Here is a 23703-nt window from a genome sequence, read left to right on the forward strand (position 1 = left end):
GACCGCCGACTGTCGGTCGTCGGTCGCCGTCAGGGGGTCATCGTCCGCGAGGCTCCCAGCGTCCGGTTCTTCGCGATGGACTTGGCTATCTTGCCCGCGTCCAGGGATATCTCGCGGAGGTTGCCGCTGATGGGGTTGGTGTAGCCGGTGAAGTAGAGGCCGGGGGCGCCCGCGGGGGTGCGGGGGCCCCGGGTGCTGGGGCGGCCCCGGGGGTCGAGGACGTCGAGGTGGCCGAGGAGGGCGTCCAGGCCCCGGGTGTAGCCGGTGGCGGCGATGACGGCGTCCGGGGTCAGCCGGGTGCCGTCGGTCAGGAGCACTTCCCCGTCGGCGAAGCCCTCGACCGCGGCCACGATCTCGACCTTCCCCTTGCGGACCGCGTTGATCAGGCCGATGTCCTGCACCGGGATCGCCCCCTCGCGGGCCCGGCTCAGGAGCCCGGTCGTGGGGCGGGGCAGCCCGTGGGCCGAGAGGTCGGGGACGCCGAGGCGGGCCAGCGGGCGGGCGAGGCGGTCGACCAGAGGGGCGGGGAGGCGGCGGACGAGGATGCCGGAGTACTGGGCGGGCCAGCCGGCGGTGGTGCGGCGGACGATGTGCGGCGGGGTGCGCACGGCCAGCCGCACCCGGGCGGCGCCGCCCTCGACCAGGTCGACGGCGATCTCGGCACCGGTGTTGCCGACACCGACGACCAGGACGTCCTGGCCGGTGTAGGGGTCGGCGTTGCGGTACTCGGCGGCGTGCAGCAGGGGGCCGGGGTGGTCGGCGCGGCCGGGCCAGTCGGGCAGGTGCGGGGTGTGGTTGTAGCCGGTGGCGACGACCACGGCGGCGCCGGTCAGCTCACGGCCGCCGGTCGCGCGCAGCAGCCAGCCCGTGCCGTCGGGGGCGGGTTCGACCCGGGAGACCTCGACGCCGGTGACGATCTCCAGGGCGTGGTGCTCGGCGTACTTCTCCAGGTACCGGACGACGTTGTCGCGCGCGACCCAGCGGCCGAAGCGGCGCGGCATCGGCAGCCCGGGCAGGGCCGACGTGCGGCGGGTGGTGTGCAGCCGCAGCCGGTCGTAGTGGCCCCGGCAGGAGGCGCCGACACGGTCGGAGCGTTCCAGGACGACGGCGCGGACCCCCCGGGCCCGCAGCGCCTGGGCGACGGAGAGCCCGCCGGGGCCGCCGCCGATGACATAGACGGGACGGTCGGCGGCGCGCTCGACGGCACGGTCGGCGGGCTGCGGCGCCGGGGCCTGCGCGGCGGTCGTTGACGCTGTGGAGTCGGCCATGGTTCGGAGCGTAATCACCCCGGGGGTTGATGGGTCTCGGTCAAGACCGGAATTGATTGCGGGTTGATCACGCATGGTGCGGTTTGCACTGGAGGAGTTCCGGTTGTTGTCCGGAAATGCCCAGAGCGCGGGGCGGGTCGGGGGCCTTGCGGAGCCGCCCCGGATCCGCTGAACTGACGTACCGTCAGATATGGCTCGGCGGCAGGGGAGCGCATGGACACGATCTGGCTCGACGGGGCGGAGTGGCTGGCCGTGCTGCGGATCGGGCTCGGGCTGTGGTGGCTGGAGAGCTGGCGGCACAAGGACAAGAAGACCTGGTTCGAGGGCGCGGGGATCGCGTGGGCGGCGGACGTGGCGGCGAAACACCGCTGGGCGGTGGTGCGTTCCGGCTTCGCGAAGGTGGTGGGGCCCCGGCCGAAGGCGATGGCGTATCTCGTCCTGTACGCCGAACTCGCCCTCGGCCTCGGCCTGATCCTGGGCATCCTGACGCCGGTCGCCCTGGTCGGCGCGCTGCTGCTCAACGTCCTCTACTTCGTACTGATGGTCCACGACTGGGCCGAGCAGGGGCAGAACTCGATGATGGCGCTGATCTCGGTGGTGGCCCTGTTCGGGATGGCATGGCAGACGTGGTCGCTGGACGGCGCGCTGGGGTGGTTCCAGTGACGGGGGCGGCCCGGCACGACCTCCCGGAGCCCGATGCCTTCACCCGCCCCTACTGGGACGCGGCGGCGGAGGGCCGGCTGCTGATCCGGCGCTGCGAGACCTGCGGACGGAGCCATCACTACCCGCGCGAGTTCTGCCCGCACTGCTGGAGCGAGGCCGTGGTCTGGACTCCCGCGACCGGCCGCGCCACCCTCTACACCTGGTCCGTCGTCCACCGCAACGACCTCCCGCCCTTCGGCGACCGCACCCCGTACGTCGCCGCCGTCGTGGATCTCGCCGAGGGCCCCCGGATGATGACCGAGGTGGTGGACTGCGACCCCACCGACCTGCACGCCGACGCCGACCTGGAGGTGGCCTTCCGGGCCGACGTCCCCGTCTTCCGCCTACGGGACTCCCACCGGGACTGAGGTGTTGACCGAGTCAACCGACCCGCCCCGACCCCACGAGTTGACCAGGCCGACCGGGCCGACCAGATCAACCGGGTTGACCGAGTCAACGGTGTCGGAGCGATCGGGCTTCCGGCCCGCGTCCCGTCCGTCGACCGGACCCCGGCGGTCAACGGAGGGCGGGCATCGTGCCGTTCCGCCAGTCGTCCACCCGCTTCCGGATGCTGGTGACCATGGGAAGACCATCGACCTCCGAGGGCGGGAACCAGTCCACTTCGGTGGACTCGTCGGACACGGTCAGCCGCCCGCCGATCGGCCGGGCGAGGAAACAGACCGAGAACTCCTGGCGGACTTCGCCGTCGTCATAGGCGAAGACATGGCGGGGGTTCGTGTAGGTGCCCACGATGCCGACGATCTCGACATCGAAACCGGTTTCCTCACGGGTCTCGCGGATCGCGCAGTCCGGCAGGGACTCACCGATCTTCATGGCCCCACCGGGCAGAGCCCACATGCCGTTATCGGTCCGCCGCTGCAACAGGACACGGCCGTCGGCGTCCACCACGATCGTTGAGGCAGCCGGTACCAGGCTGTTCGCCTCGGGCGCGGCCGGGTCGTCCTCGTAGTCACGCCTGCCCACCGTGCTCCTCCCACACCGGCCGCCCTCGCGACCACAGTTCTTCGACGTGCGCAGCGAAGCGATCGAAGAGCCCGTCGTCCTGGTGACGACGTAGGCGCAGCGTAGGCGCCACGGCGCGAGCGTTCAGCGGGGCCGACGGGGGAGTCGTGCGCAGCACCTCGGCCTCCGCCCGAGCGGGGCCGATCGCCGTTCCCCCTGCAACTGGCCAGGGGTACCGTTCCGGTGTCGATGCAGAACGGAGATCAGTATGTCTGAATCCACTGACACCGCGCCGTCACTCACCTTTGGGGAACGCGTCCGTCGCGCACGGATACGTGCCGGGAAGACTCGACCGATCATCGCCGACCGCATGGGCCAGTCAACGGAATGGGTCAAGGCGATCGAAACAGGCCGCATCGGAATGCCGCGCCTTCCCAAGCTGATCCGTCTTGCTCACGCCCTCGGTGTCAAAGACATCACCGAACTCACCGGTGACGACCGGGTAACTGCGGTCACCTATGCCAAAGCCGAGCATGCGGCGCTGCCTTCGGTCAAGCACGCGCTGGCCGATGTCCGCCTGAAACCTTCCGACCGGCAGCCGGAATCGGCCGCGGTGTTGGAGGCGCGAGTACGCGAAGCGTGGAAACTCTGGCATGCCGCCGATCGGCGCACAGGCCCCCGGGAAAGGACGGAGGGGAACCGTACCCGTATGGGTAACCTGCTGCCGTCTCTGCTCGCGGACACTCGGCACAGCGTGCGCGTCCTGGAAGAGGCAGACCGTCGGCGCGCACTTGTCGCCCTCACCGAGACGTACCATCTCGCGCAGCTCTTCCTGTCTTTCCAGCAGGCTCCGGACTTGATCGCCCTTGTGAGTGATCGGGCTATGGCAGCTGCTCTGGACGCCGATAGCCCGCGGGCAATCGCCGGGGCGGCGTGGTATGTCAACCACGTTCATCGGGATGCGGGAGAGGCTGCGGAGGCCCGGGTGGATCTGGCGGAACAAGCGGTCTCACTGCTGCCGGACGGAGAAGAACCGGATTGCCTGGCGCGCCGGGGACTTCTGTACCTCGCGGTCGCCCTCTCGTATGCGAAGTCGGGGCAAGCCGGGGACGCATGGCACTACTGGGACAAGGCCGACGACGCGGCGCGAACGTTGGGCGACAGCTATTCCCACCCTTGGCTGATCTTCGGGCGAGGCATCGTCGACGCCTACGCGATCACGATGCACAACGACTTGGTGCAGCCCGCAAAGGCCCTGGAAATCGCGGAGGCACTTGACCTCAGCCGTATCCCGTCGGCCACCCGCCGGTCATATCACCTGATCGAGACGGCTCGTGCCTACGGCATGTCCGGCGAGCGGGTTGCTGTGGTTTCTCTGCTCAAGAAAGCGTACGAGGAATCGCCCGAGACGGTCATGTACAACCTGCACGCCCGCGCGGTTCTCCCGGAACTCGCGAGGTCCGCTCCTCGCATGGTCCGTGATGATGCGCAGGCGCTCGCACGCGATGTGGGCGTACCCATGTGATCCCACATCTGTGATCCCACATCGGGGGGAGAGAATGTACCCCTCCGAAAGGGGGTAGCGGCTCTACCCGTTGCCGGACTCGCTTGCTCCTAGCGTCGATGGCTCAGACAAGACCCCGGCGGCCCGGTAGGGCCCCGGGGCATGGTCGGACGCTGCAAAGGAGCGCCAACATGCACGACACTGCCCGCCGGGTTGCCACGTGGCTGCGACAAGTCTCGGCGCCCGGTCCGGGCAGGCGGAGGGCGGGTTCACGTTCGGCCCCGGGGACTTCCACGTCCCGCCCGGACGCCGCGCGGGTGCGCGTGCCGCGTTCGCCCTACGGGCTCTGTGAGCCCTTGGACGGTGAGGGCACGGCGTTGGTGCGGCCGTATGTGGTTGCTGCCGAGCGGGAGCGGGAACGGCAGCAGCCGCGGCGCGTTGTTCTGGTTCTCGCGGCCGGCTTCGGTGTCGACCTCGACCGGCATGCGATCGGTGCGAGGGAGTTCGCGCGATGAGCGTGTCGGCCCGGGAAGGTCACCTGTCGGCGGAGTGCGCCCTGGCAGCCACGCGGCGGGAGTACGGGGACCTGCACGCCGACTGCCGCCGGACCGGCGACGTGCCGTTGCCGTACAGCGGGGGTGTCACGCTGATCCCGCGCTGTGCCTGTGGCTGCCACGGGCAGGGTGGCGGGAGGGCACGGTGAACGCCGGCACCCCGCCCGCTCCGGGCAAGTCGCGTATGACGATCGAGACGTATCGGGTCGGTCCGGGGGGTGAGCGGATCGACCGGACAGGGCCACGGACGTACCGGTCGGGTCCTGGTCCGCTGGTGGTCGACTCGCAGCGTTGGCCGCCCTGCCGCTGTCCGCGCTGCCGTGGCGTGGCCACGGTGCCCTCGTTCGCGCGGGGGGTGTGAGACGGCCGTCGCAGCTTGTACGTCCGGGGCGGCGGATATGCGGATATACGGGGCCGGGATGCGGGCCGCCTGATGTCCATGGACCCGGTGTCAACCCCCGTCCACCCTCACGGCCACAGCAAGTGCCTCTCCCAGCCACCCCGCTCCGGCCCCGACGTCGCACCCTCGTAGCGCAGCCGTACGTGGCGGCGGGTGGCGTCGCCCTGGAAGAACTCGACGTCTTCCGGTCGGACGCGATAGAGGGTCCAGGTGGGGGCGGGGGCGGACGGGTCGGCCCGGGCGCGGGTCCACGCGGTGTCCGAGGCGCGGGTCAGCTCCTCCAGGGACTCCAGGGGCTCGCTCTGGCGGCCGGTGAGCGCCGCCGCCAGGGCGCCCGTGGAGCGGGCGTGCAGATCGGCCTGGCTCTCCGCCGGGTCGGCCGGTGTCACCGGGCCGCGGATCCTGACCTGGCGGCCGAGGACGGACCAGTAGAAGCCGAGGGCGGCGTACGGGGCGGCGGCGAGCTGGACGCCCTTGCGGCTGGTCGCGTGGGTCGCGAACGACCAGCCGCGCGCGTCGGCGCCGTGCAGCATCACCGTGCGGACGTCGGGCCTGCCCCGCTCGTCGGTCGTGGCCAGGGACATGGTGTGCGGCTCGGGCTGACCCGCCGCCACCGCCTGCGCGAACCACTCCGTGAACAGCGCGAGCGGGGTGGCGGGAGCCGTGTCAGGAGTGAGCGGCGGGAGGGTGGTGACGCTCGGGTCCCAGACGCGCAGGGACTTCAGCAACTCGTGGAGATCCGGTTCCATGGACCGAGTATCCCGACCGCGCCCCGCCCCCGGCGCACCGCTCGCCCGCCCCCCCTGCCGCTCACCCGCTCCGGTGGCTCACAGCGCCCCGAGGTCCGCCGACAGCCAGCGCTCCGGGCGCATGGTGATCACCACCGACTCGCCGTGGTTGTTCAACGAGAACTCGATGTACTCCTCCAGCTTCTCCGCCGGCAGATAGCGGGTCGAGATCTCGCGGAGGATCTCGGTCGTGCCCGGCTTGTGGTCGATCACCGGGCCCTCCACCGACACGTACTTCACCGTCGGCTCGACCCGGTCGACCATCAGCGTGAACCGTCCGGCCGCTTTGATCAGCTCGTCCTTGCGGGAGTCCTTCGGCGTCAGGATCCAGGCGTCACCACCCGGCTCGTAGCCGTACCAGATCGGGACGGTGAGGGGAGCGCGGCCGGCTCCGGCGTCCACCGACAGCGCGGCGATATGGGGTTCTGCCAGGAACAGTTCACGCTCTTCGCGGCTCAGGGCCATGTACGGGTCGCCTCCGATGGGTCAGGGGGTCGTCGTCATTGCTCGGCAAGCACTGTCTCTCCCCTCACAACTCCCCCCGACGCCCCGGTGTTCCGACCCACATGGCCCACATGACCCACCAGACCCACATGACCCACACGGACCAGATGACCCACCTGGTCCACATGACCTGCCTGGCCCAGTCCCCCCACCCTCACCCCCGCCCCAGCACCACCGTCCCCGCCGAGCAGAACCAGCCCCCCGTCCCCGACGCCACCCCCAGTCTCGGGCGCTCCCCGTCCGCGCCTCGCACCTGCCGGGCCCCCGCCTCGCCGCGCAGTTGCCGTACCGCCTCCACCAGCAGGAACAGCCCGCGCATCCCGGGGTGCTGGGCGGAGAGGCCACCGCCGTCGGTGTTGACCGGCAGCGCCCCGCCCTCGACCCGCAGCCGCCCCTTCTCCACGAACGCCCCGCCCTCGCCCTTGCCGCAGAAGCCGAGGTCCTCCAGGGTCACCAGGGTCATGTAGGTGAAGGCGTCGTAGAGCTGGGCGAAGTCCATCTCCGCGGGTCCCACGCCCGCCCGCCCGAAGGCCAGCCGGCCGCTGACCGCCGCCGGGGAGACGGTGAAGTCGGGCCACTCGGACATCGTCGTGTGCGAGACATGCTCCCCGGTGCCGAGCACCCAGACCGGTTCCGTTCGGCAGTCCCGTACGACGTCCTCGGCGGCCAGCAGCACCGCCGCGCCGCCGTCCGAGCGCAGACAGCAGTGCAGCTTGGTGAAGGGGTCGGCGATCATCGGCCCGGACAGCACATCGTCCACCGTGATCGGCGCGCGGAACATCGCGTCGGGGTTCAGGGCGGCGTTGGCCCGTGCCTGGACCGCCACCTCCGCCAACTGCGCGATGGTCGTGCCGTGTTCGATCATGTGGCGGCGGGCCGCCATCGCGTACTTGGCGATCAGGGTGTGGCCGTAGGGGACCTCGAACTGCAACGGGCCGCGCGCGCCGAAGGAGAGGTCGCCGGTGCGGCGGCCCGCCTTCACGTCCGCGCGGGCCGTCGAGCCGTAGACGAGCAGGACGGCCCGCGCGTGCCCGGCGGCTATCGCGTCCGCCGCGTGCGCGGCCATCACCTCCCAGGTGGAGCCGCCGACCGAGGTGGAGTCCACCCAGGTCGGACGCAGGCCCAGGTACTCGGCCACCGCCACCGGCGCCAGCACCCCCGTGCCCGCCGAGGCGAAGCCGTCCACGGCCGAGCGGTCCAGGCCCGCGTCCGCCAGCGCCCGGCGCGCGGCCTGCGCGTGCAGGGTGTACGGGGTCGCCCCGTCCACCCGCCCGCAGTCGGAGAGGGCCACGCCCACGATCGCGGTCCTGCGCTTTCCCGGGTACGCCACCATGAATCTGACGGTACATCAGGTACGCACCCGTCGGCAGGTGCGGGAGCCCTGTGCAGTGCCGTCCCGGGCGCCTAATATGACGGTCCGTCAGTTCCGGTACGCAGGGACGAGCACCGAGGGGGACCGGTATGGACGCCGCCTTCACCGCCGAACAGGACGACATCCGCCGCAGCGTGCGCGAGGTGCTGCGGCGGCGCTGCGGCAGCCAGGACGTGCGCGCCGCCGTCGACACCCCGGCCGGCCATGACCCCGGCCTCTGGGCCGCCCTCGCCGGACAGCTCGGGCTGCCCGGACTCGCCCTGCCCGACGCGTACGGCGGTGTCGGCTGCTCGGCGACCGAGGCGGCGCTGGTCGGGGAGGAGACCGGCCGGGCACTCGCCCCCTCCCCGCTGCTCGCCACCGCCGTCCTCGCCGCCCCCCTGCTGCTCGCCCTCGGCACCGAGGAACAGCGCGCCGAACTGCTGCCCCGTATCGCCTCCGGCGCCCTGACCGCAGCCCTCGCCGTCCCCGGACCGCGCCTGGCCACCGCCCTCGCGCTCACCGGCGCCAACGACGGCGACTGGGCGGGCGGTGGCCGCGCGGGCGGGATGCAGGCGCGGCCCGTGGACGGGGGGTGGCGGCTGTACGGGGAGGCCGACCAGGTGCTCGACGGACACAGCGCCGAACTGCTGCTGGTCCCCGCGCACACCGGCGGGTTCGCCCGCACCCGCACCCTCCTCTTCCTCGTCGGCGACGACGCGCGGGGCGTCGTACGGACCCGGCGGACCGCGCTGGACGCCACCCGGCCCCTCGCCCGCGTCCAACTCCGCGACACCGAGGCGCGGTTGGTCGGGGCGGACGACGGGGCGGGGCTGCCGGCCGCGCTCGCCGAGGTCGGTGACCGGGCCGCCGCCTTCCTCGCCTGCGAGGCCGTCGGGGCGGCGGCGCGGGCGCTGGAGACCACCGTCGGGCATGTGGGGCAACGGGAACAGTTCGGGCGGCCCGTGGGGTCGTTCCAGGCGGTACGGCATCGGCTGGCGGACGTGTACGTGGGTGTGCAGGCCGCCCGCTCGGCCGCCTACTACGCCGCCTGGGCCTGCGCCCACGGCGAAAGCGTCGGCGCGCTCGCGCTCGCCCAGGCGCTGGAGGCGCTGCGGACCGCCGCGGCCGAGGCGATCCAGTTCCACGGCGGGCTGGGTTTCACCTGGGAACACGACGCGCATCTCCTCTTCAAACGGGCCGCCGGCGACGAACTGCTCTTCGGGCCCCCGCACCGGCTGCGCGCCCGGGCCGCGGAACGGTCCGGACTGTTCGGGGACGGACCCCACGAGAGACAGATACACGGACTCCACGAGGGGCAGGCCCACGGACTCCACGAGGGGCAGGCCCACGGACTCCACGAGGGGCCAGTACACGGACTCCACAAGGGACAGGTGACGGTATGACGGGTGGCGGCAAGGCGGGCGTCGGGCTGCGGGCCGTGCAGAAGGTGTCGTCCACCAGGGGGTTCGCCAAGGTGGCGCCGCACCTCCTGCCCGTCCTGGACCGGGGCGTGCACCGGCTCACCCGGGGCAGGCTGATGCTCAGCGGGCTGTTGCTGCCCAGCCTCGTCCTCACCGCGAAGGGCGCGCGCAGCGGGCGGGAGCGGCGGACCCCGCTCGCCTGTCTGCCGGAGGACGGCGGGCGGTCCTGGCTGCTGGTCGGCACCAACTACGGCCGCCCCGGTCACCCCGACTGGACCGCCAACCTCCGCGCCCACCCCGATGCCGTGATCAACTGGCGCGGCACCGACATCCCGGTCACCGCGCTGCTCCTGGCCGGGGAGGAGCGGGCGGCGGCCTGGCGGGCGCTGGTCGGGCTCTGGCCGCCGTACGCCGTCTACCAGGGGCGGGTGGAGCGGGAGATCAGGGTGTTCCGGCTGGTACGGAAGTGACCCACCACCCCGCTGTTCACACTCCGGCTCTCACAGTGTGGCCAGCTTCTGCACCAGCAGGAACGCCCCGATCCCCAGCATCGCCGCACCCGACGTCCGGGTGACCGCGCGGGCCGCCGTCGGACGGGCGCCCAGGACCGTGCGGGCCGTCAGGCCCACCGTGAGATACACCGCCGCGCAGCACACCATGTGCAGGGCGCCGAGGACCGCCGTCTGGGCCGGGACCGGCAGCGCCTCCTGGCCCGCGGCGCCGCCCACCACCAGGAACTGCGGCAGCACGGAGAGGTAGAGGAGCAGGCCCTTCGGGTTCAGGCCGCTGATCGTGGCGCCGCGCAGGAAGACCCGGCGCCGGGAGGCCCCGGCCGCTTCGCCGGAGGCGCCCGGAGTGCCCGGGGCGCGCAGGACGCCCCAGCCCAGCTGGACCAGATACGCGGCCCCCACCACCGTCAGCACGGTGAGCAGCACCGGGGAGCCCGCGACCAGGACCGCGAGCCCGGCCGCCGCCAGCACCGTGTGCAGCGCGTAGCCGCTGACCAGCCCGGCGACCGCCGGGACGGGGGAGCGGTCGCGCAGTCCGGCCGAGATCGCGTACGCCCAGTCGGCGCCCGGCACACAGACCAGGAGCAGGTCCAGGGCGAGAAAGGAGAGCAGCGTTCCCGAGTCCATGGTGGTGACATTAGGTGGGAATAGCCCGAAAGTGTTTCTTAAGTTTGCCCAGGATCGCGGAATCTGAGGGAGAATCTTCTCCATGGACGACGTGGACCGGAAGATTCTTGCCGAGCTACAGCAGGACGGGCGGCTGACCGTGACCGAGCTGGCCGCACGGGTGCGGCTGAGTGTGTCCCCGTGTCATCGACGGCTGCGGGAACTGGAGCGGTCGGGGGCGATCAGCGGCTACCGGGCGGTGGTGGAACCGGCCGCCGTCGGGCTGACCTTCGAGGCGCTGGTCTTCGTCTCCATGCGGCAGGAGGACCGCGAGACGGTCGTCGAGTTCGAACGGGCGGTGGGGGAGGTGGAGCACGTGCTGGACGCGCAGCGGCTGTTCGGGGAGCCCGACTACCTGCTGCGGGTCGCCACCGCTGACCTGGGGGCGTTCCAGCGGCTCTACGACGAGCGGCTGGCCACCTTGCCGGGGGTGCAGCGGTTGACTTCCACGCTGGTCATGAAACACGTGGTCAAGGACCGGGCGCTGCCGGCATCGGCTACCGGGTCGGCTTCTTCCCGGTGATGCCCAGGTGGACCAGAAGCGCCAGGTTCGGCTTCAGTTCCGCCTGCTTCACCCCCCAGGACTGGAAGCCCTTCTGATGGGAGGCGACGGCGGCGAGCATGGCGACCACCGAGCCGGCGATGGCGGCGGGGTTGACGTCCTTGTCGACCCTGCCCTTGGACTGGAGTTCGGCCACGGCGTCCGCGAGGGAGTTGTTCACCGAATTGAGGATCTTCATGCGGATCTTGTAGAAACGTTTGTCGCCCTCGGCCGCACCGAGGTCGACGACCCGCAGAATGGCATCGTTCTTGCGCCAGAACTCCAGGAATCCGTCCACGAGTTCCTGCGCCGTCTGCCAGCCGGACTTGCCGACCCAGGAGCGGCCTTCCAGCAATTCGGTCAATCCGGCACCCTCGGCGGCCATTTGGTCGGCCACCTCCAGGACGGCGCCTTCGACGTCCGGGAAGTACTGGTAGAACGTCGCGGGCGAAGTGCCCGCCTTCCGGGCGACATCGATGACTTTGACGTCCCGGTAAGGGGAGGAGCTGAGCATCTCGCTGAGGCAGTCGAGCAGCTTCTGCCGGGTCGCCTGCCCACGCCGGCCGGCCACGCGGCCGTCGACGGTACGCACTTGTCCTGTCATGCCGTCAGCTTACCGAGGGGTGATCGGAGCGCGATTCGGCCGACTGCAAATGGGGTGCATGGGGGTCCCGGGGCCCCGTTCCAGGTGGGCGGGGTGCGTGAGTCGCCGTTAGTTTGGCGTTATGGCCGAAAACAGCGGATCCGCGTATGTCGAGGGCGTTCCCTGCTGGGTGGATGCCCAGCTCCCCGACGTCGCCGCGGGCAGGCGGTTCTACGGTGAACTGTTCGGGTGGTCCTTCGAGGAACGGGCCGACGGATCGGGGGTCTGGGCGTACCTGGACGGGGAGCCCGTGGCCGCGCTGGTGCACAAGGCGGACGGGCGGCTGCCCACCGTGTGGACGGTCCATTTCGCCACCCCCGACCTGGACGCCCTCGGGCGCCGCGTCCTGGACGCCGGGGGGCAGCTGATCTCCCCGACCGTGACCGCCGGGAAACTGGGCACCGGGGCGCTCGCCGCCGACCCCGAGGGCGCCGTCTTCGGACTCTGGCAGGCCGGCACCCATCAGGGCTTCGGCACCCGGCACGAGCCGGGGAGCTTCGTCTGGGCCGAGCTGTACGCCCGGGACACCGAGGCGGCCAACGCCTTCTACGGCGGGCTGTTCACCGACGCCCTCTTCGGCCAGGGCGCCGAGCCGGACTTCGGCCGGGCGCCGCTCGCCGGGGTCTTCCCGGAGCGGATGCCGCCGCACTTCCTCGTCCACTTCCAGGTCCCGGACTGCGCGGCGGGCCTGGAGCGGGTGACCCGGCTCGGCGGCCGGGTGCGGGTCGAGCCGTTCGAGACGTCGTACGGGACCGTCGGCGTCGTCGGCGACGACCAAGGGGCGTCGTTCGCCCTGCTGGAACGCTGACCCGGCCTCCACGGCCCCCACAACCCCCACGGCCCCCTCTGCCCCGCCTCCGTGAAAAAGGCAAGACACCCCGATTTGTCGCTGGGTTCGCAACCTGCGCGCCGGGCAGGAAGAATCGGGGTGCGTGCCGCCGCGGCGGTGCGGTGGTGAGACGCTGCACTTCGGTCGCGTCCAGATGTGGGTGACGCGGCTCGTACGGGGAGGTGGCAGGCAAGTGGTGGATCAGCTGACACAGCACGATCCGCGGCGTATCGGTCCGTTCGAGGTCCTGGGGCGGCTCGGCGCGGGTGGCATGGGGCTGGTCTATCTCGCGCGCTCGGCCTCGGGCCGCCGGGTGGCGATCAAGACGGTGCGTACGGAACTCGCCGAGGACCAGCTCTTCCGGGTCCGCTTCACCCGTGAGGTCGAGGCGGCCCGCGCGGTGTCCGGCTTCTACACGGCCGCCGTGGTCGACGCCGACCCGCGGGCCGCCGTGCCATGGCTGGCGACCGCGTACGTCCCCGCCCCCTCGCTGGAGGAGATAATCAACGAGTGCGGGCCCCTGCCGGCCCAGGCGGTGCGCTGGCTGGCTGCCGGGGTCGCCGAAGCACTCCAGTCCATCCACGGGGCCGGTCTCGTCCACCGCGACCTCAAGCCGTCCAATGTGCTCGTGGTCGAGGACGGGCCCCGGGTGATCGACTTCGGGATCGCCTCCGGTGTCTCGAACACCCGTTTGACGATGACGAACGTCGCCGTCGGTACCCCCGCCTACATGTCCCCCGAGCAGGCCAAGGACTCCCGGTCCGTGACCGGCGCCAGCGATGTCTTCTCGCTCGGCTCCACCCTCGTCTTCGCCGCCACCGGCCATCCGCCCTTCCACGGCGCCAACCCGGTCGAGACGGTCTTCATGCTGCTGCGCGAGGGACCGGACCTGGAGGGGCTGCCCGACGAACTGCGCCCGCTGATCGAGTCCTGCATGCAGATGGAGGCCACGGCCCGCCCCAGCCCGGCTGACCTCCAGTCCCAGCTCGCCCCGCACCTCTTCGGCTCCGGCTCCGACGACAGCGGTACGGCCTCGGCCTGGCTGCCGGAGAAATCGGTCTCCCTGATCGAGTCCCGCCGCGGCGGGAGACCCCGCGTCAAGACCCCTTCGCACGGCCGCAGCGTCGGGGGCCGCCACCCGGTGCCGCCGCCGCCCGCCCACGCCCCCGCCGTCCCGCCGGCCCCGCCCGTCACCGCCCCGCCGGTGCCCGCCCCGGCCCCCGGCCCCGACGGCGGCCCGGTCCGGCTCGCGGGCGCCGCCAAGCCCATCGGCCCCGGGCCCCGGGTCGCCGACGCCCGCGCCGCCGCCGTACAGGCCCCGCCGCCCGAGGCCGGTCTCGCCGCCTCCTGGACCCGGGCCCGGCCCCTCGTCAACGGCACCGACCCCGCCGTACCGCCGCCTCCCACGGTCGCCCCGCCCGAGCCCGCGGCCACCGGCTGGCGGCCCTGGCGGTTCCGGATGTCCAACGACGTCTGGGGCACCCCCGCCGTCGCCGACGATCTCGTCTACGTCACCTCCTTCGAGGTGCACGCCCTCGATGTGGCGACCGGCCGACGCCGCTTCAAGACCCGGGACGTCGCCTGGTCCATGGCGGTCGCCGACGGCCGGGTGCACGCCTCCGACGGACCCACCCTCTTCGCCCTCGACGCCCGCCAGGGCAGCGACCTGTGGCGGGTGCAGACCGACGCCTGGGTCTACTCCCTCAAGGCCGAGCGCGGCACCGTCCTCACCGGCACCAGGGGCGGCGGCGTCCAGGCGTGGGAGGCGTCCGGCGGCCAGAAGCTGTGGGAGCTGACCGGCGCGCAGAGCGACTTCGAGACCGCCGAGGCCGGACCCGCCCTGCACGAGGGCACCGCCTACGTCTGGCAGGACGCCCGGCTGCGCGCCCTGGACGCCCGCACCGGCGACGAGCGCTGGTCGTACCCCATCGGTGACGCGGCCTCCTGCGGTGGGGTGCCGGTCCGGCTCAGCCACGCCCCCGACGGCTACGTCTATGTCTCGGCCGGGACACGCGTCCTCGCCGTCGACGCGGCGAGCGGTCATGTGAAGTGGCACTTCGAGGCCCCGGCCGTCTTCCTCTCCCCACCCGCCTTCGCCCCCGGCCCCGCCGTCACCGGCGGCGGTGTCTACCTCGCCGACTACCTCGGCACGGTCTACGCCCTCGACGCCGCCGACGGCCGCGACCGCTGGCGCATCGCCACCGAGTCCCGCACCTCCGTCGAGCCGGTCCTGGTCGCCGGCGGACATGTCCACGTCGGCAGCGGCACCGGCCTCTACACCCTCGACGCGGTCACCGGCACCCCCAAATGGCGTTTCCAGGTGGGCGGCGACATCGTCGGGACCCCGTCGGTGGCCGAGGGCCGGATCCACTTCGGCTCCACCGACCATCTCCTCTACACCCTCAAGGCCGACGACGGCCGGCTGCGCTGGAAGCTCGCCACGGGCGGCGAGATCACCGGCTCGCCCGTCGTACGGGACGGCATCGTGTACGCGTGCAGCAAGGACCGCTGCGTGTACGCGCTGGACGCGGAGAAGGGCACGGGCACGGCCCGTACGGCGTAGGCGGGCCGCCCCGGAGCGGCGACAGGGAGGGGACGGCCGTCGCACCGGGCACTCGGAAGGGGTCCCGGACGGCGGCCGTCACTGGGGGAGGGGCGTGTTCACCACTCCCCCACCAGACGCTACGCCCGCACCGCCGGACCCGCACACGCTGCCCGCCCCGCGTCTGAACGCGAGCGGGGGCAAGCCGGGCACCCGAGCGGTCCGAAGTCCTCACCGCACCCGGAACCCCCCGGCCCGCCGCCCCGCGAACAGCTCCTTCTGGCGGTCGGCCGGGAGGTTCCCCAGCGCGATCAGCTGCGGCGCCTGCGCGAGACAGCGGGCCAGCGACGCCTCCTTGGCCGCCCACAGCGCCCGCACCGTCCCCTGCACGGCCTCCGCCGGCTGGGCGGCGATCACCTCGGCGCACGCCCGCGCGGCGGCCGGCGCCCCGCCGGGCGCGGTCACCTCCGACACCAGCCCGGTCTCGTACGCCCGCCGCGCCCCGATCCGCTCGGCCGTCCCCATCAGGGCCAGCCGCGCCACCTCCCCGGCGGGCATCCGCTGGGCCAGGTACATGGACTCGTAGGCGCTGACCATGCCGTACGTCGTGTGCGGATCGAAGAACGTGGCGGTCTCGTCCGCGACGACGAACTCGGCCTCCCCGAGCAGGTAGAAGGCGCCTCCGCAGGCCATCCCGGCCACGGCGGCGATCACCGGCTTCCACAGGTCGTTGGCCTTGGGCCCGATCCTGAGCAGCGGATCGTCCATCATGTACGGCGAGGGGGGCTGCGGCACCTCCGTGTCCCGGTCGATGCCGGTGCAGAAGGCCCGCTCCCCGGCGCCGGTGAGGACGACGGCCCGTACGGTGTCGTCGTACCGGAACGTGCGCCACACGGAGGTGAGTTCGGCCGCCGTGTCGAGATCGAGGGCGTTGAGCCGGTGCGGCCGGTCCAGGGTGACGACGGCGACGCCGGTGTCCTGGTCGGCCGAGACCCGCAGGCTCATGCCGTCACCCACTGCGGGAGCCCGGCCCCGTCGAAGACCACCCGCACCCGGGCGCCGATCCGCACCCGGTCGGCCGGGACCGAGCCGAGCGCGCCGCCGGGGGCGTCGACCAGATTGCCGACGATCCGGACGCGGGGCGCGTCGGCCAGTTCCACCAGGATGACGGTGTAGGGGGCGCGCGCGGCGTACGCGGGGAGCAGCGGCGGGTGCGGGACGACGTAGGACCAGATGCGGCCCTGGCCCGACATGAGCCGCCAGCCGCTCGTGAAGGACTGGCAGTGCGGACAGCAGGGGCGGGGCGGGAAGCGGAGTTCACCGCAGTCGGCGCACTCCTGGACGCGTAGCTCGCCCCGGGCGGCGTAGCGCCAGAAGGGGGCGCCGTCGGGGTCGGTGACCGGGCTCAGCACGGGTGGTCAGCTCCTCAGCAGCAGGGCCGAGGTGGGGACGCCCTCCCCGGCGGTGACCAGACAGGTGGCGGCGTCCGGCACCTGGGCGGTGCCGGTGCCGCGCAGTTGCTTCACGCCCTCGTTGATCAGGTTGAAGCCGTGCACGTACGCCTCGCTCAGCCCGCCGCCGCCGGTGTTGAGGGGCAGCCGGCCGCCGATCTCCAGCGCGCCGCCCTCGGTGAACGCGCCGCCCTCGCCGCGTCCGCAGAAGCCGTAGCCCTCCAGGGAGAGCGGGACGAGCGGGGTGAAGGCGTCGTAGATCTGGGCGACGTCGATGTCGTCCGGGGTGAGGTCGGCGTGCTTCCACAGATGGCGGGCGGCGGTCCAGGCGGGGCCGGTGAGGGGGTCGTCGTTCCAGTAGTTGACCATGCCGTGGTGCTGGGCGGGCAGTCCCTGGGCGGCGGCGTGGACGTAGACGGGCGGGCGGCGGCAGTCGCGGGCCCGTTCGGCGCTGACGACGACACAGGCCAGGGCGCCGTCCGTCTCCAGGCAGTTGTCGTAGAGGCACAGGGGTTCGCTGATCCAGCGGGACGTCATGTACATCTCGCGGGTCATCGGGCGGTCGTACATGAGCGCGGCGGGGTTCTGGTTGGCGCGGTTGCGGCAGGCGAGGGCGACGTTGAAGAGGTGGTCGCGGGTGGTGCCGTACTCGTGCATGTGGCGGCGGGCGAGCATCGCGATCTCGTCCACCGGCCGCAGCAGCCCGAAGGGCCGGGTCCACTGGGCGGGGGTGGGGAGTTGGACGGCCGTGTTGGTCCAGGGCCGTGGACCGCTGCCCCGTTTGCGGGAGCGCCAGGCCACGCCGACCGTCGCCTGGCCGCTCGCGACGGCGGCGGCGAGATGGGCGACGGTGGCGCAGGAACCGCCGCCGCCGTAGCCGGCCTTGCTGAAGAAGGTGAGGTCGCCGAGGCCGAGCGCCTTGGCGAGTTCGACCTCGTCGGTCTCCTCCATCGTGTACGAGGCGAGCGCGTCGACCTCGCCGGGGGCGATCCCGGCGTCGTCCAGGGCGGCGAGGACGGCCCGGCAGGCGAGGGTGCGCTCGTCCTCCGGGAGGTGCTTGGCGAAGGCGGTCTGGCCTATGCCGACGATGGCGGTGGCGTCCTTGAGTCCGGCCATGTGCACACCTCCGTGCGGGGCCTGGCTGCTGACAGGGCGTCAGGTTACAACTAATCTGACGGATCGTCAGCTAGGGTGCGCGGGCACGATGGGGAGGCCGTGGTGGGCGAGGCGACGGAGTGGGGGAGCATCGGCGGGCTGGTCCGGGACGCGGCCGTGCGGTACGCGGGGACCGAGGCGGTGGTCGAGGGCCGGACCAGGGTGTCGTACGCCGAACTGGGCGCCCGCGTCGAGCGGTCGGCGGCGGCCTGTCTCGCGGACGGCGTCCGCCCCGGCGACCGGGTCGCGATCTGGGCGCCGAACAGCCTGGACTGGATCGTCGCGGCGCTGGGCGCGGTGTCGGCGGGGGCGGTGCTGGTGCCGCTGAACACCCGGTTCAAGGGCGCCGAGGCGGCGGATGTGCTGCGGCGCAGCGGGGCGCGGCTGCTCTTCGTGACCGGCACCTTCCTCGGTACGTCGTACGTGGCCGCGCTGCGGCGCGCGCTCGCGCAGGGGCCGGGACTGCCGGACCTGGAGCGGGTGGTGGTGCTGTCGGACGACGCCCCGGCGGACTACCGCACCTGGAAGGACTTCCTGGCGGGCGGCGAGGCGGTGGACGCGCGGGAGGTGGCCGCGCGGATGGCCTCGGTCCCGGGTTCGGCGCCGTCGGACATCGTCTTCACGTCCGGTACGACGGGCCGCCCCAAGGGCGCGGTGATCACCCACGCGCAGAGCCTGCGGGCGTACGACATCTGGGCGGAACTGGCGGGGCTGCGCCACGGCGACCGCTACCTGATCGTGAACCCGTTCTTCCACACCTTCGGCTACAAGGCGGGAGTGCTGGCCTGTCTGATGCGCGGGGCGACGATGATCCCGCAGCCGGTGTTCAGTACGGACACGGCGCTGGCGAACATCGCGGCCGAACGCGTCTCCGTCCTCCCGGGCCCGCCCACCCTCCACCAGTCCCTGCTGGACCACCCGGCCCGCGACAGTCACGACCTCTCGGCGCTGCGGCTGGTGGTCACCGGCGCCGCGGTGGTCCCGCTGCGGCTGGTGGAACGCCTGCGCGGTGAACTGGGGGTGGCGACGGTCCTGACGGCGTACGGCCTCTCGGAGGCGAGCGGCATCGTCACGATGGGCCGGCGGGGCGACGACCCCGCGCTGATCGCACAGACCTCGGGCCGCGCGATCCCCGGCACGGAGGTCCGCGTCGACGCCCCTCCCGGCACCCCCGGCGAGATCCTCGTCCGCGGCTTCAACGTCATGCGCGGCTACTACGAGGACCCGGCGGCGACGGCGGAGGTGCTGGACGCGTCCGGCTGGCTGCGCACCGGCGACGTGGGCGTCCTGGACCCGTCCGGCAATCTGCGGATCACCGACCGGCTGAAGGACATGTTCATCGTCGGCGGCTTCAACGCCTACCCCGCCGAGATCGAACGCACCCTCGGCCTCCACCCCGAGGTCCGCGACGTCGCCGTCGTCGGCGTCCCCGACCCCCGCCTCGGCGAGGTCGGCCTGGCCTACGTCGTCCGCCACCCCGGCACCCGCCTCACCTCGGACGACCTCATCGCCTGGTCCCGCCGCGAAATGGCCAACTACAAGGTCCCCAGGGAGGTCCGCTTCCTGCCGGAACTCCCCCGCAACGCGAGCGGGAAGGTGGTGAAGGGGGAGTTGCGGGGGCGGTGACGCTGCTGCTGCGGGCCTTCGCCTTGGCCGCCGTGCAACAGGAGCATGCCGCCGCCCCGACCCGGGCGGGTCCAAGCCGACCAGGGTGGCCGGATTCTTGTTCCGCAACTCAGGCGCGGAAGTGCGGATCGCTCGTCGCGGGAGGTCGCGCATGACGATCGAGATGTACCTGGTGGGCCGGGGCGGCGAGCGGGTGGCGGTGACCCGCCCCGTGTCCGCCGGCCGGGTCCGGAACCGGGCCCTGTCGTGATCGGTTCGCGCCGCCGGCCCCCGTGCCGCTGCCCCCGCTGCCTTGAGGAACCGGCCCGTTCACACGGCGGAGGTGGGCGGCGGGCGCGTCCGGCGGGGTGGTCAGCCGTGGCTCAGGGATTCCCGGGCCGTCGTGTGCAGGGCGTGGATGTCGTCCATGGCGGCGCGCCAGGCGGGGTCCGCGGGTTCCAGGCTTCGTGCCGTGTGCTCGGCGGCGCGCAGGCGGGCCGCCGTGGCCGGGGTGCGGGCGATCTCCACGACGACCGTCCAGTTCTCCAGGAACCGGGTGATGGGCCCGAGACTGTCGGTCAGCGCGGCCAGCGCCATGGCCTCGTCCTGCTGCCGCTCCATCTCGCCGAGCCGGTGCGGGGCGACCCGTGCCAGGGCGGCGGGAGTCCGCTCGGGTCGCGGGATCAGCGAGGTGCCGGGCCCGACGGGCGGTGCGGTCATCGTGCGGATCCTTCCGTGGAACTCCGGAGATGGTTCCGGCGAGGGTCCGGGCGGCGGCTCCAGGACACACCTCCGGCCGCGGCGACACCCCCTCCGTCGTCGCCGCGGCCGGTCCCCGTCGTGGTGCTTCCCCCTGGTCTACTTGCCGTCCCGCTCCAGGTCGAGCGCGGGCGGGGCCGGCATGCCGTTGTCCTTGGTCTCAAGGTCCGAGAGGTCCAGGCCGATCGGCATCCCGTTGTCGAGCGTGGTGACCTCCACGCCCCCCGCGGGCTCGCTCGGCATGCCGTTGTCCTGCTGGGTGAGATCGTCCTTCTTCGGCTTCTTGTTCTCGCTCATGGTGGTTCCTCCCCGTTGTGTACAGGTGGTGCGAAGCCCGCCCAGCAACTCCCCCGGGGGTCGCTGGGCGGGCGGCGTCGGAGCCCGCACCCTAACCTGGGGGGCTCCTGTCGGACCGTCTGCCCCCCGATGCGACGGTCCGTTGGATAGGAGAGTGCACGGACGGGATAAACGAATACTGAACGGGCCGGTCAGCCCCCTTACGCAGAACTCACACCGCCGTCGCCGGCTCCAGCAGGGCCCGTACCTCGTCCACCTGCTCCCGCCCCCCGAACTGCTCGTGCAGGCTCAGCGCCTCCCGCCAGCACGCCTTGGCGCGGTCCGCCTGGCCGAGGACGGCGAGGGCGCGGCCCAGCAGGGTGAGCACGGTGCCGCGCATCCGGTCGCCGCCGATACACCCCAGGGCGAGCGCCTGCTCGCAGTGCTGGGCCGCCTGCGCGGGCCGCCGCGCGGCCAGATGCACCTCGGCGATACGGAAGTGGGTGGTGCCCTCCCACAGCCGCTGGCGGTGCTCCCCGAAGATGCCCAGCGCGTCGGAGAACTGGCTCAGCGCGTCCGGGTGCCGGCCGGCCGCGGCCAGCGCGACCCCCAGCGTGAAGTGGCCGTTGGCCAGCCGCAGCGTACGGTCTATCGAGGTGTACGCGGTCAGCGCGCGCAGCGCGATCGCCACCGCCTCGGCGACATTGCCCATGCCCAGGTGGGCGCGGGAGAGGTTGGACAGGCTCAGCGCCTCCAGCGGACGGTTGCCGATGGCGCCGTAGCCCTCGATGGCCTGCTCGAAGAACGGTTTGCCCTCGGGGTGGCGGCCCTGGTGCAGACAGGTCAGACCGCGGTCGTTGGCCGCCCAGCTGATCGCCATCGCGTCCCGCGCCGCCGAGCCCAGCTCCATCGCCTTGCGCGCCTCCTCGGCGGCCTCCTGGATCCGCCCCGACACCAGCAGCACATTGGTGAGCGTGGTGCGGGCCCGGCCCTCCGCGCGGGTGTCGCCCACCGCCCGCGTCGCCTCGCACAGCGCGGTCGCCGTGGACTCGTACGCCCGGGAGTCCGCGCCGGACTCCGTGAGGTCCTTCGCCGCCCACAGCAGGTCCACCGCGCGCCGCATCCGCCCCGTGCCCGCCGCCTGCCGGACACAGGCGAGCAGCGGACCGGCCTCGGTGTACAGCCAGTCCAGCGCCACGGACCGCTCGGCGAACCGCAGCCCCGGGTACTCGGTCGGCTCCAGATGCTCGACCAGCACATCCCCGGGCCGCTCTATGGCGTACACCCCGGCCGCGGTCGCCAGATAGAAGTCCAGGCCCCGGGAGAGGGCCGCCTCCCGCTCCTCCTCCGGCTCGTCCCGCTCCGCGCAGGCCCGCGCGAACAGCCGTACGAGATCGTGGAGGCGGTAGCGGCCCGGCGCCGCGGACTCCACGAGGGACGTGTCCACCAGGGACTCCAGCAGGTCCTCCGTGTCCAGGGAGGACAGGTCCAGGACCGCCGCTGCCGCCGCCAGGGAGATGTCGGGGCCGTCGGCGAGACCGAGCAGCCGGAACGCGCGCGCCTGGGCCGGTTCCAGTTGGCCGTAGCCGAGTTCGAAGGTGGCCTTCACCGCGAGGTCGCCGGCCTGCAACTCGTCCAGCCGGCGGCGCCCGTCGGCCAGCTTCGCCGCCAGCACCGACACCGTCCAGGTACGGCGGGCCGCCAGCCGGGACGCGGCGATCCGGATGGCCAGCGGCAGGAAACCGCAGGCGGCGACCACGTCCAGCGCGGCCTTGCGCTCCGAGCCCACCCGCTCCGCGCCCACGATCTTCGTGAACAGCGACAGCGCCTCCTCGGGCGACATCACATCCAGATCGACCAGATGCGCGCCCGCCAGATCCACCATGCGGACCCGGGAGGTGACCAGCGCTGCGCACCCCTCCGTACCGGGCAGCAGCGGCCGTACCTGCGCCGCGTCCCGCGCGTTGTCCAGCAGCACCAGCACCCGCCGCCCGTCCAGCAGCGACCGGTACAGCGCCGCCCGGTCCTCCAGCGAGTCCGGGATCGCCGGGTCCGCCGCGCCCAGCGCGCGCAGGAACGAGCCGAGGACCGTCTCCGGTTCGGCCGCGCGCGACCCCGCGCCCTGGAGATCGACGTAGAGCTGACCGTCCGGGAAGACGCCCCGCGCGCGGTGCGCGACCTGCACCGCCAGGGTCGTCTTGCCGACCCCGCCGATGCCCGCGAGCGCCGAGACCGCCATCACCCGGCCCTCCGCGGAGCCCAGCACCTGGCTCAGCTCGGCCACGAACGACGCCCGCCCGGTGAAGTCCGGGACCGTCGCCGGAAGCTGTGCCGGACGCACCGCCACCGTCGTCGGCCCGCTCACCGGCGCCGACGGCTCGGCCAGCGCCGGATCGGCCCGCAGGATGCCCTCCTGAAGCTCCCGCAGCCCCGGCCGCGGATCGACGCCCAGCTCGTCGGCGAGCAGCCGCCGGGTGTCGGCGTACACCGCGAGGGCCTCCGCCTGCCGGCCGCTGCGGTACAGCGCCAGCATCAGCAGTTCGCGCAGGCGTTCACGCAGCGGGTGCGCCGCCGTCAGCGCCGTCAGCTCCGAGACCGCCTCGGCGTGGCAGCCCTGCTCCAGGTCCATGTCGAGGCGGGACTCCAGCAGTTGCAGCCGCCACTCCTCCAGGCGCACCCGCTGGGCGTCCGCGTACGGCCCCGGCACCCCGGCCAGCGGCTCCCCCTCCCACAGGGCCAGCGCCCGGCCCAGCATCTCCCGGGCCTGGGTCAGCTCCCCGGCGGCCCGCGCCTTCTCCGCCCGTGCCGCGAGTTCCTGCGCGACCGCCAGGTCCAGCCGGGCGGACCCGGCGCCGGCCGCCCGGATCGCGTACCCGCCGGACTCGCTGACCAGCACGCCAGGATCGAGCACCTTGCGCAGCCGTGAGGCGTACGTCCGTACCGCCGCCAGCGCCTGGAGGGGCGGTTCCTCGCCCCACAGCGCGTCGATCAGCTCGGACGCGGTCGCCGTACGCCCCTCGCGCAGCAGCAGCGCGGCCAGCAGGGCGCGCTGCTGGGGGGAGCCGGTGCCGATCGGTTCCTTGCCGCGCCAGGCGCGCACCGGTCCGAGCACGCCGAAGCGCAGCCCGGCCGGTTCGCCGGCGGCAGCGGCTCCCGGCCGCCGCTGTGCCGGTACCCGCGGCGGTTGCCCGTCCATCCCGTCCCCCTAGACATCCTGAACACCCATGTCAGTTTGCCCTGCCCGGCCCGGATACGTCAGCCGTGAGAGA

Annotated in this window: 22 protein-coding genes; 9 read left to right on the top strand and 13 right to left on the bottom strand. The window is 72.9% G+C overall.

The window, feature by feature from the left end; all coding sequences use genetic code 11:
* Positions 1 to 29 precede the first annotated feature (29 nt).
* Complete coding sequence (locus ACIQNG_RS15250; protein ID WP_401485261.1) at positions 30 to 1268, bottom strand: flavin-containing monooxygenase; 1239 nt, start codon at positions 1266 to 1268, stop codon at positions 30 to 32.
* Positions 1269 to 1481: 213 nt separating this feature from the next.
* Between ACIQNG_RS15250 and ACIQNG_RS15255 the strand changes: the two genes are divergently transcribed.
* Both ACIQNG_RS15255 and ACIQNG_RS15260 read left to right on the top strand, forming a co-directional pair.
* Positions 1482 to 1931 carry a DoxX family membrane protein gene (locus ACIQNG_RS15255; RefSeq protein WP_401485263.1) on the top strand — a complete coding sequence of 150 codons (450 nt, stop codon included), beginning with the start codon at positions 1482 to 1484 and terminating at the stop codon, positions 1929 to 1931.
* Positions 1886 to 2338: a Zn-ribbon domain-containing OB-fold protein gene (locus ACIQNG_RS15260; protein WP_401485265.1), complete on the top strand. Its 453-nt coding sequence runs from the start codon at positions 1886 to 1888 to the stop codon at positions 2336 to 2338. The genes ACIQNG_RS15255 and ACIQNG_RS15260 overlap by 46 nt, the downstream gene beginning before the upstream one ends.
* 148 nt (positions 2339 to 2486) lie before the next feature.
* On the opposite strand, the gene ACIQNG_RS15265 is transcribed toward ACIQNG_RS15260, so the two are convergent.
* On the bottom strand, positions 2487 to 2954 hold the full coding sequence (locus tag ACIQNG_RS15265; protein ID WP_401428425.1) for an NUDIX hydrolase: 468 nt from the start codon (positions 2952 to 2954) through the stop codon (positions 2487 to 2489).
* 247 nt (positions 2955 to 3201) lie between these two features.
* On the opposite strand from ACIQNG_RS15265, the gene ACIQNG_RS15270 reads away from it, so the two are divergent.
* Positions 3202 to 4458 (top strand): multiprotein-bridging factor 1 family protein, encoded by a 1257-nt coding sequence (locus tag ACIQNG_RS15270; RefSeq protein ID WP_401485268.1) that lies wholly within the window; start codon positions 3202 to 3204, stop codon positions 4456 to 4458.
* A gap of 1001 nt (positions 4459 to 5459) precedes the next feature.
* Here the strand turns inward: ACIQNG_RS15270 and ACIQNG_RS15275 are convergent.
* The 3 genes from ACIQNG_RS15275 to ACIQNG_RS15285 form a co-directional block, all read right to left on the bottom strand.
* Complete coding sequence (locus ACIQNG_RS15275) at positions 5460 to 6140, bottom strand: pyridoxal 5'-phosphate synthase (RefSeq protein ID WP_401485269.1); 681 nt, start codon at positions 6138 to 6140, stop codon at positions 5460 to 5462.
* 78 nt (positions 6141 to 6218) lie between these two features.
* Positions 6219 to 6644 carry a pyridoxamine 5'-phosphate oxidase family protein gene (locus ACIQNG_RS15280; protein WP_401428431.1) on the bottom strand — a complete coding sequence of 142 codons (426 nt, stop codon included), beginning with the start codon at positions 6642 to 6644 and terminating at the stop codon, positions 6219 to 6221.
* A 193-nt stretch (positions 6645 to 6837) separates the two neighbouring features.
* Positions 6838 to 8016: a thiolase C-terminal domain-containing protein gene (locus ACIQNG_RS15285; protein WP_401485272.1), complete on the bottom strand. Its 1179-nt coding sequence runs from the start codon at positions 8014 to 8016 to the stop codon at positions 6838 to 6840.
* Between the two features lie 128 nt (positions 8017 to 8144).
* Between ACIQNG_RS15285 and ACIQNG_RS15290 the strand changes: the two genes are divergently transcribed.
* Positions 8145 to 9440: an acyl-CoA dehydrogenase family protein gene (locus ACIQNG_RS15290; RefSeq protein ID WP_401485274.1), complete on the top strand. Its 1296-nt coding sequence runs from the start codon at positions 8145 to 8147 to the stop codon at positions 9438 to 9440.
* The gene (locus tag ACIQNG_RS15295; RefSeq protein WP_401485276.1) at positions 9437 to 9928 is read left to right on the top strand and encodes a nitroreductase/quinone reductase family protein; all 492 of its coding nucleotides are present in this window, start codon (positions 9437 to 9439) and stop codon (positions 9926 to 9928) included. Before ACIQNG_RS15290 ends, ACIQNG_RS15295 begins: the two co-directional genes overlap by 4 nt.
* A 30-nt stretch (positions 9929 to 9958) precedes the next feature.
* On the opposite strand, the gene ACIQNG_RS15300 is transcribed toward ACIQNG_RS15295, so the two are convergent.
* The gene (locus ACIQNG_RS15300) at positions 9959 to 10594 is read right to left on the bottom strand and encodes a LysE family translocator (RefSeq protein ID WP_401485277.1); all 636 of its coding nucleotides are present in this window, start codon (positions 10592 to 10594) and stop codon (positions 9959 to 9961) included.
* An 82-nt stretch (positions 10595 to 10676) separates the two neighbouring features.
* Between ACIQNG_RS15300 and ACIQNG_RS15305 the strand changes: the two genes are divergently transcribed.
* The gene (locus tag ACIQNG_RS15305) at positions 10677 to 11156 is read left to right on the top strand and encodes an Lrp/AsnC family transcriptional regulator (RefSeq protein ID WP_401428443.1); all 480 of its coding nucleotides are present in this window, start codon (positions 10677 to 10679) and stop codon (positions 11154 to 11156) included.
* Here ACIQNG_RS15305 and ACIQNG_RS15310 read toward each other — a convergent pair.
* Positions 11131 to 11766 carry a TetR family transcriptional regulator gene (locus ACIQNG_RS15310; protein ID WP_401428704.1) on the bottom strand — a complete coding sequence of 212 codons (636 nt, stop codon included), beginning with the start codon at positions 11764 to 11766 and terminating at the stop codon, positions 11131 to 11133. The genes ACIQNG_RS15305 and ACIQNG_RS15310 overlap by 26 nt on opposite strands.
* A 133-nt stretch (positions 11767 to 11899) precedes the next feature.
* Here ACIQNG_RS15310 and ACIQNG_RS15315 point away from each other — a divergent pair, with 133 nt between their 5' ends.
* Positions 11900 to 12625 carry a VOC family protein gene (locus ACIQNG_RS15315; RefSeq protein ID WP_401428445.1) on the top strand — a complete coding sequence of 242 codons (726 nt, stop codon included), beginning with the start codon at positions 11900 to 11902 and terminating at the stop codon, positions 12623 to 12625.
* A gap of 214 nt (positions 12626 to 12839) precedes the next feature.
* The gene (locus ACIQNG_RS15320) at positions 12840 to 15209 is read left to right on the top strand and encodes a PQQ-binding-like beta-propeller repeat protein (RefSeq protein WP_401485279.1); all 2370 of its coding nucleotides are present in this window, start codon (positions 12840 to 12842) and stop codon (positions 15207 to 15209) included.
* A 210-nt stretch (positions 15210 to 15419) separates the two neighbouring features.
* Here ACIQNG_RS15320 and ACIQNG_RS15325 read toward each other — a convergent pair whose 3' ends face one another.
* The 3 genes from ACIQNG_RS15325 to ACIQNG_RS15335 are packed head-to-tail and all read right to left on the bottom strand — an operon-like array spanning position 15420 to position 17755.
* Positions 15420 to 16193: an enoyl-CoA hydratase/isomerase family protein gene (locus ACIQNG_RS15325; protein WP_401485280.1), complete on the bottom strand. Its 774-nt coding sequence runs from the start codon at positions 16191 to 16193 to the stop codon at positions 15420 to 15422.
* Positions 16190 to 16600: a Zn-ribbon domain-containing OB-fold protein gene (locus ACIQNG_RS15330; protein WP_401485282.1), complete on the bottom strand. Its 411-nt coding sequence runs from the start codon at positions 16598 to 16600 to the stop codon at positions 16190 to 16192. The genes ACIQNG_RS15325 and ACIQNG_RS15330 overlap by 4 nt, the downstream gene beginning before the upstream one ends.
* 6 nt (positions 16601 to 16606) lie before the next feature.
* Positions 16607 to 17755, bottom strand: coding sequence for a lipid-transfer protein (locus tag ACIQNG_RS15335; protein WP_401485284.1), 1149 nt, complete (start codon positions 17753 to 17755; stop codon positions 16607 to 16609).
* A gap of 75 nt (positions 17756 to 17830) precedes the next feature.
* Between ACIQNG_RS15335 and ACIQNG_RS15340 the strand changes: the two genes are divergently transcribed.
* Positions 17831 to 19420, top strand: coding sequence for a FadD3 family acyl-CoA ligase (locus tag ACIQNG_RS15340; protein WP_401485286.1), 1590 nt, complete (start codon positions 17831 to 17833; stop codon positions 19418 to 19420).
* Between the two features lie 351 nt (positions 19421 to 19771).
* On the opposite strand, the gene ACIQNG_RS15345 is transcribed toward ACIQNG_RS15340, so the two are convergent.
* From ACIQNG_RS15345 to ACIQNG_RS15355, 3 genes are all read right to left on the bottom strand, one after another.
* On the bottom strand, positions 19772 to 20119 hold the full coding sequence (locus ACIQNG_RS15345; protein ID WP_401485288.1) for a hypothetical protein: 348 nt from the start codon (positions 20117 to 20119) through the stop codon (positions 19772 to 19774).
* A gap of 138 nt (positions 20120 to 20257) precedes the next feature.
* Positions 20258 to 20455 carry a hypothetical protein gene (locus ACIQNG_RS15350; RefSeq protein WP_401428459.1) on the bottom strand — a complete coding sequence of 66 codons (198 nt, stop codon included), beginning with the start codon at positions 20453 to 20455 and terminating at the stop codon, positions 20258 to 20260.
* A gap of 211 nt (positions 20456 to 20666) precedes the next feature.
* Positions 20667 to 23630, bottom strand: a complete 2964-nt coding sequence (locus ACIQNG_RS15355) for a BTAD domain-containing putative transcriptional regulator (RefSeq protein ID WP_401485290.1) — start codon at positions 23628 to 23630, stop codon at positions 20667 to 20669.
* Positions 23631 to 23703 lie beyond the last annotated feature (73 nt).

Source organism: Streptomyces sp. NPDC091377 (assembly GCF_044757045.1).
GTDB lineage: Bacteria > Actinomycetota > Actinomycetes > Streptomycetales > Streptomycetaceae > Streptomyces.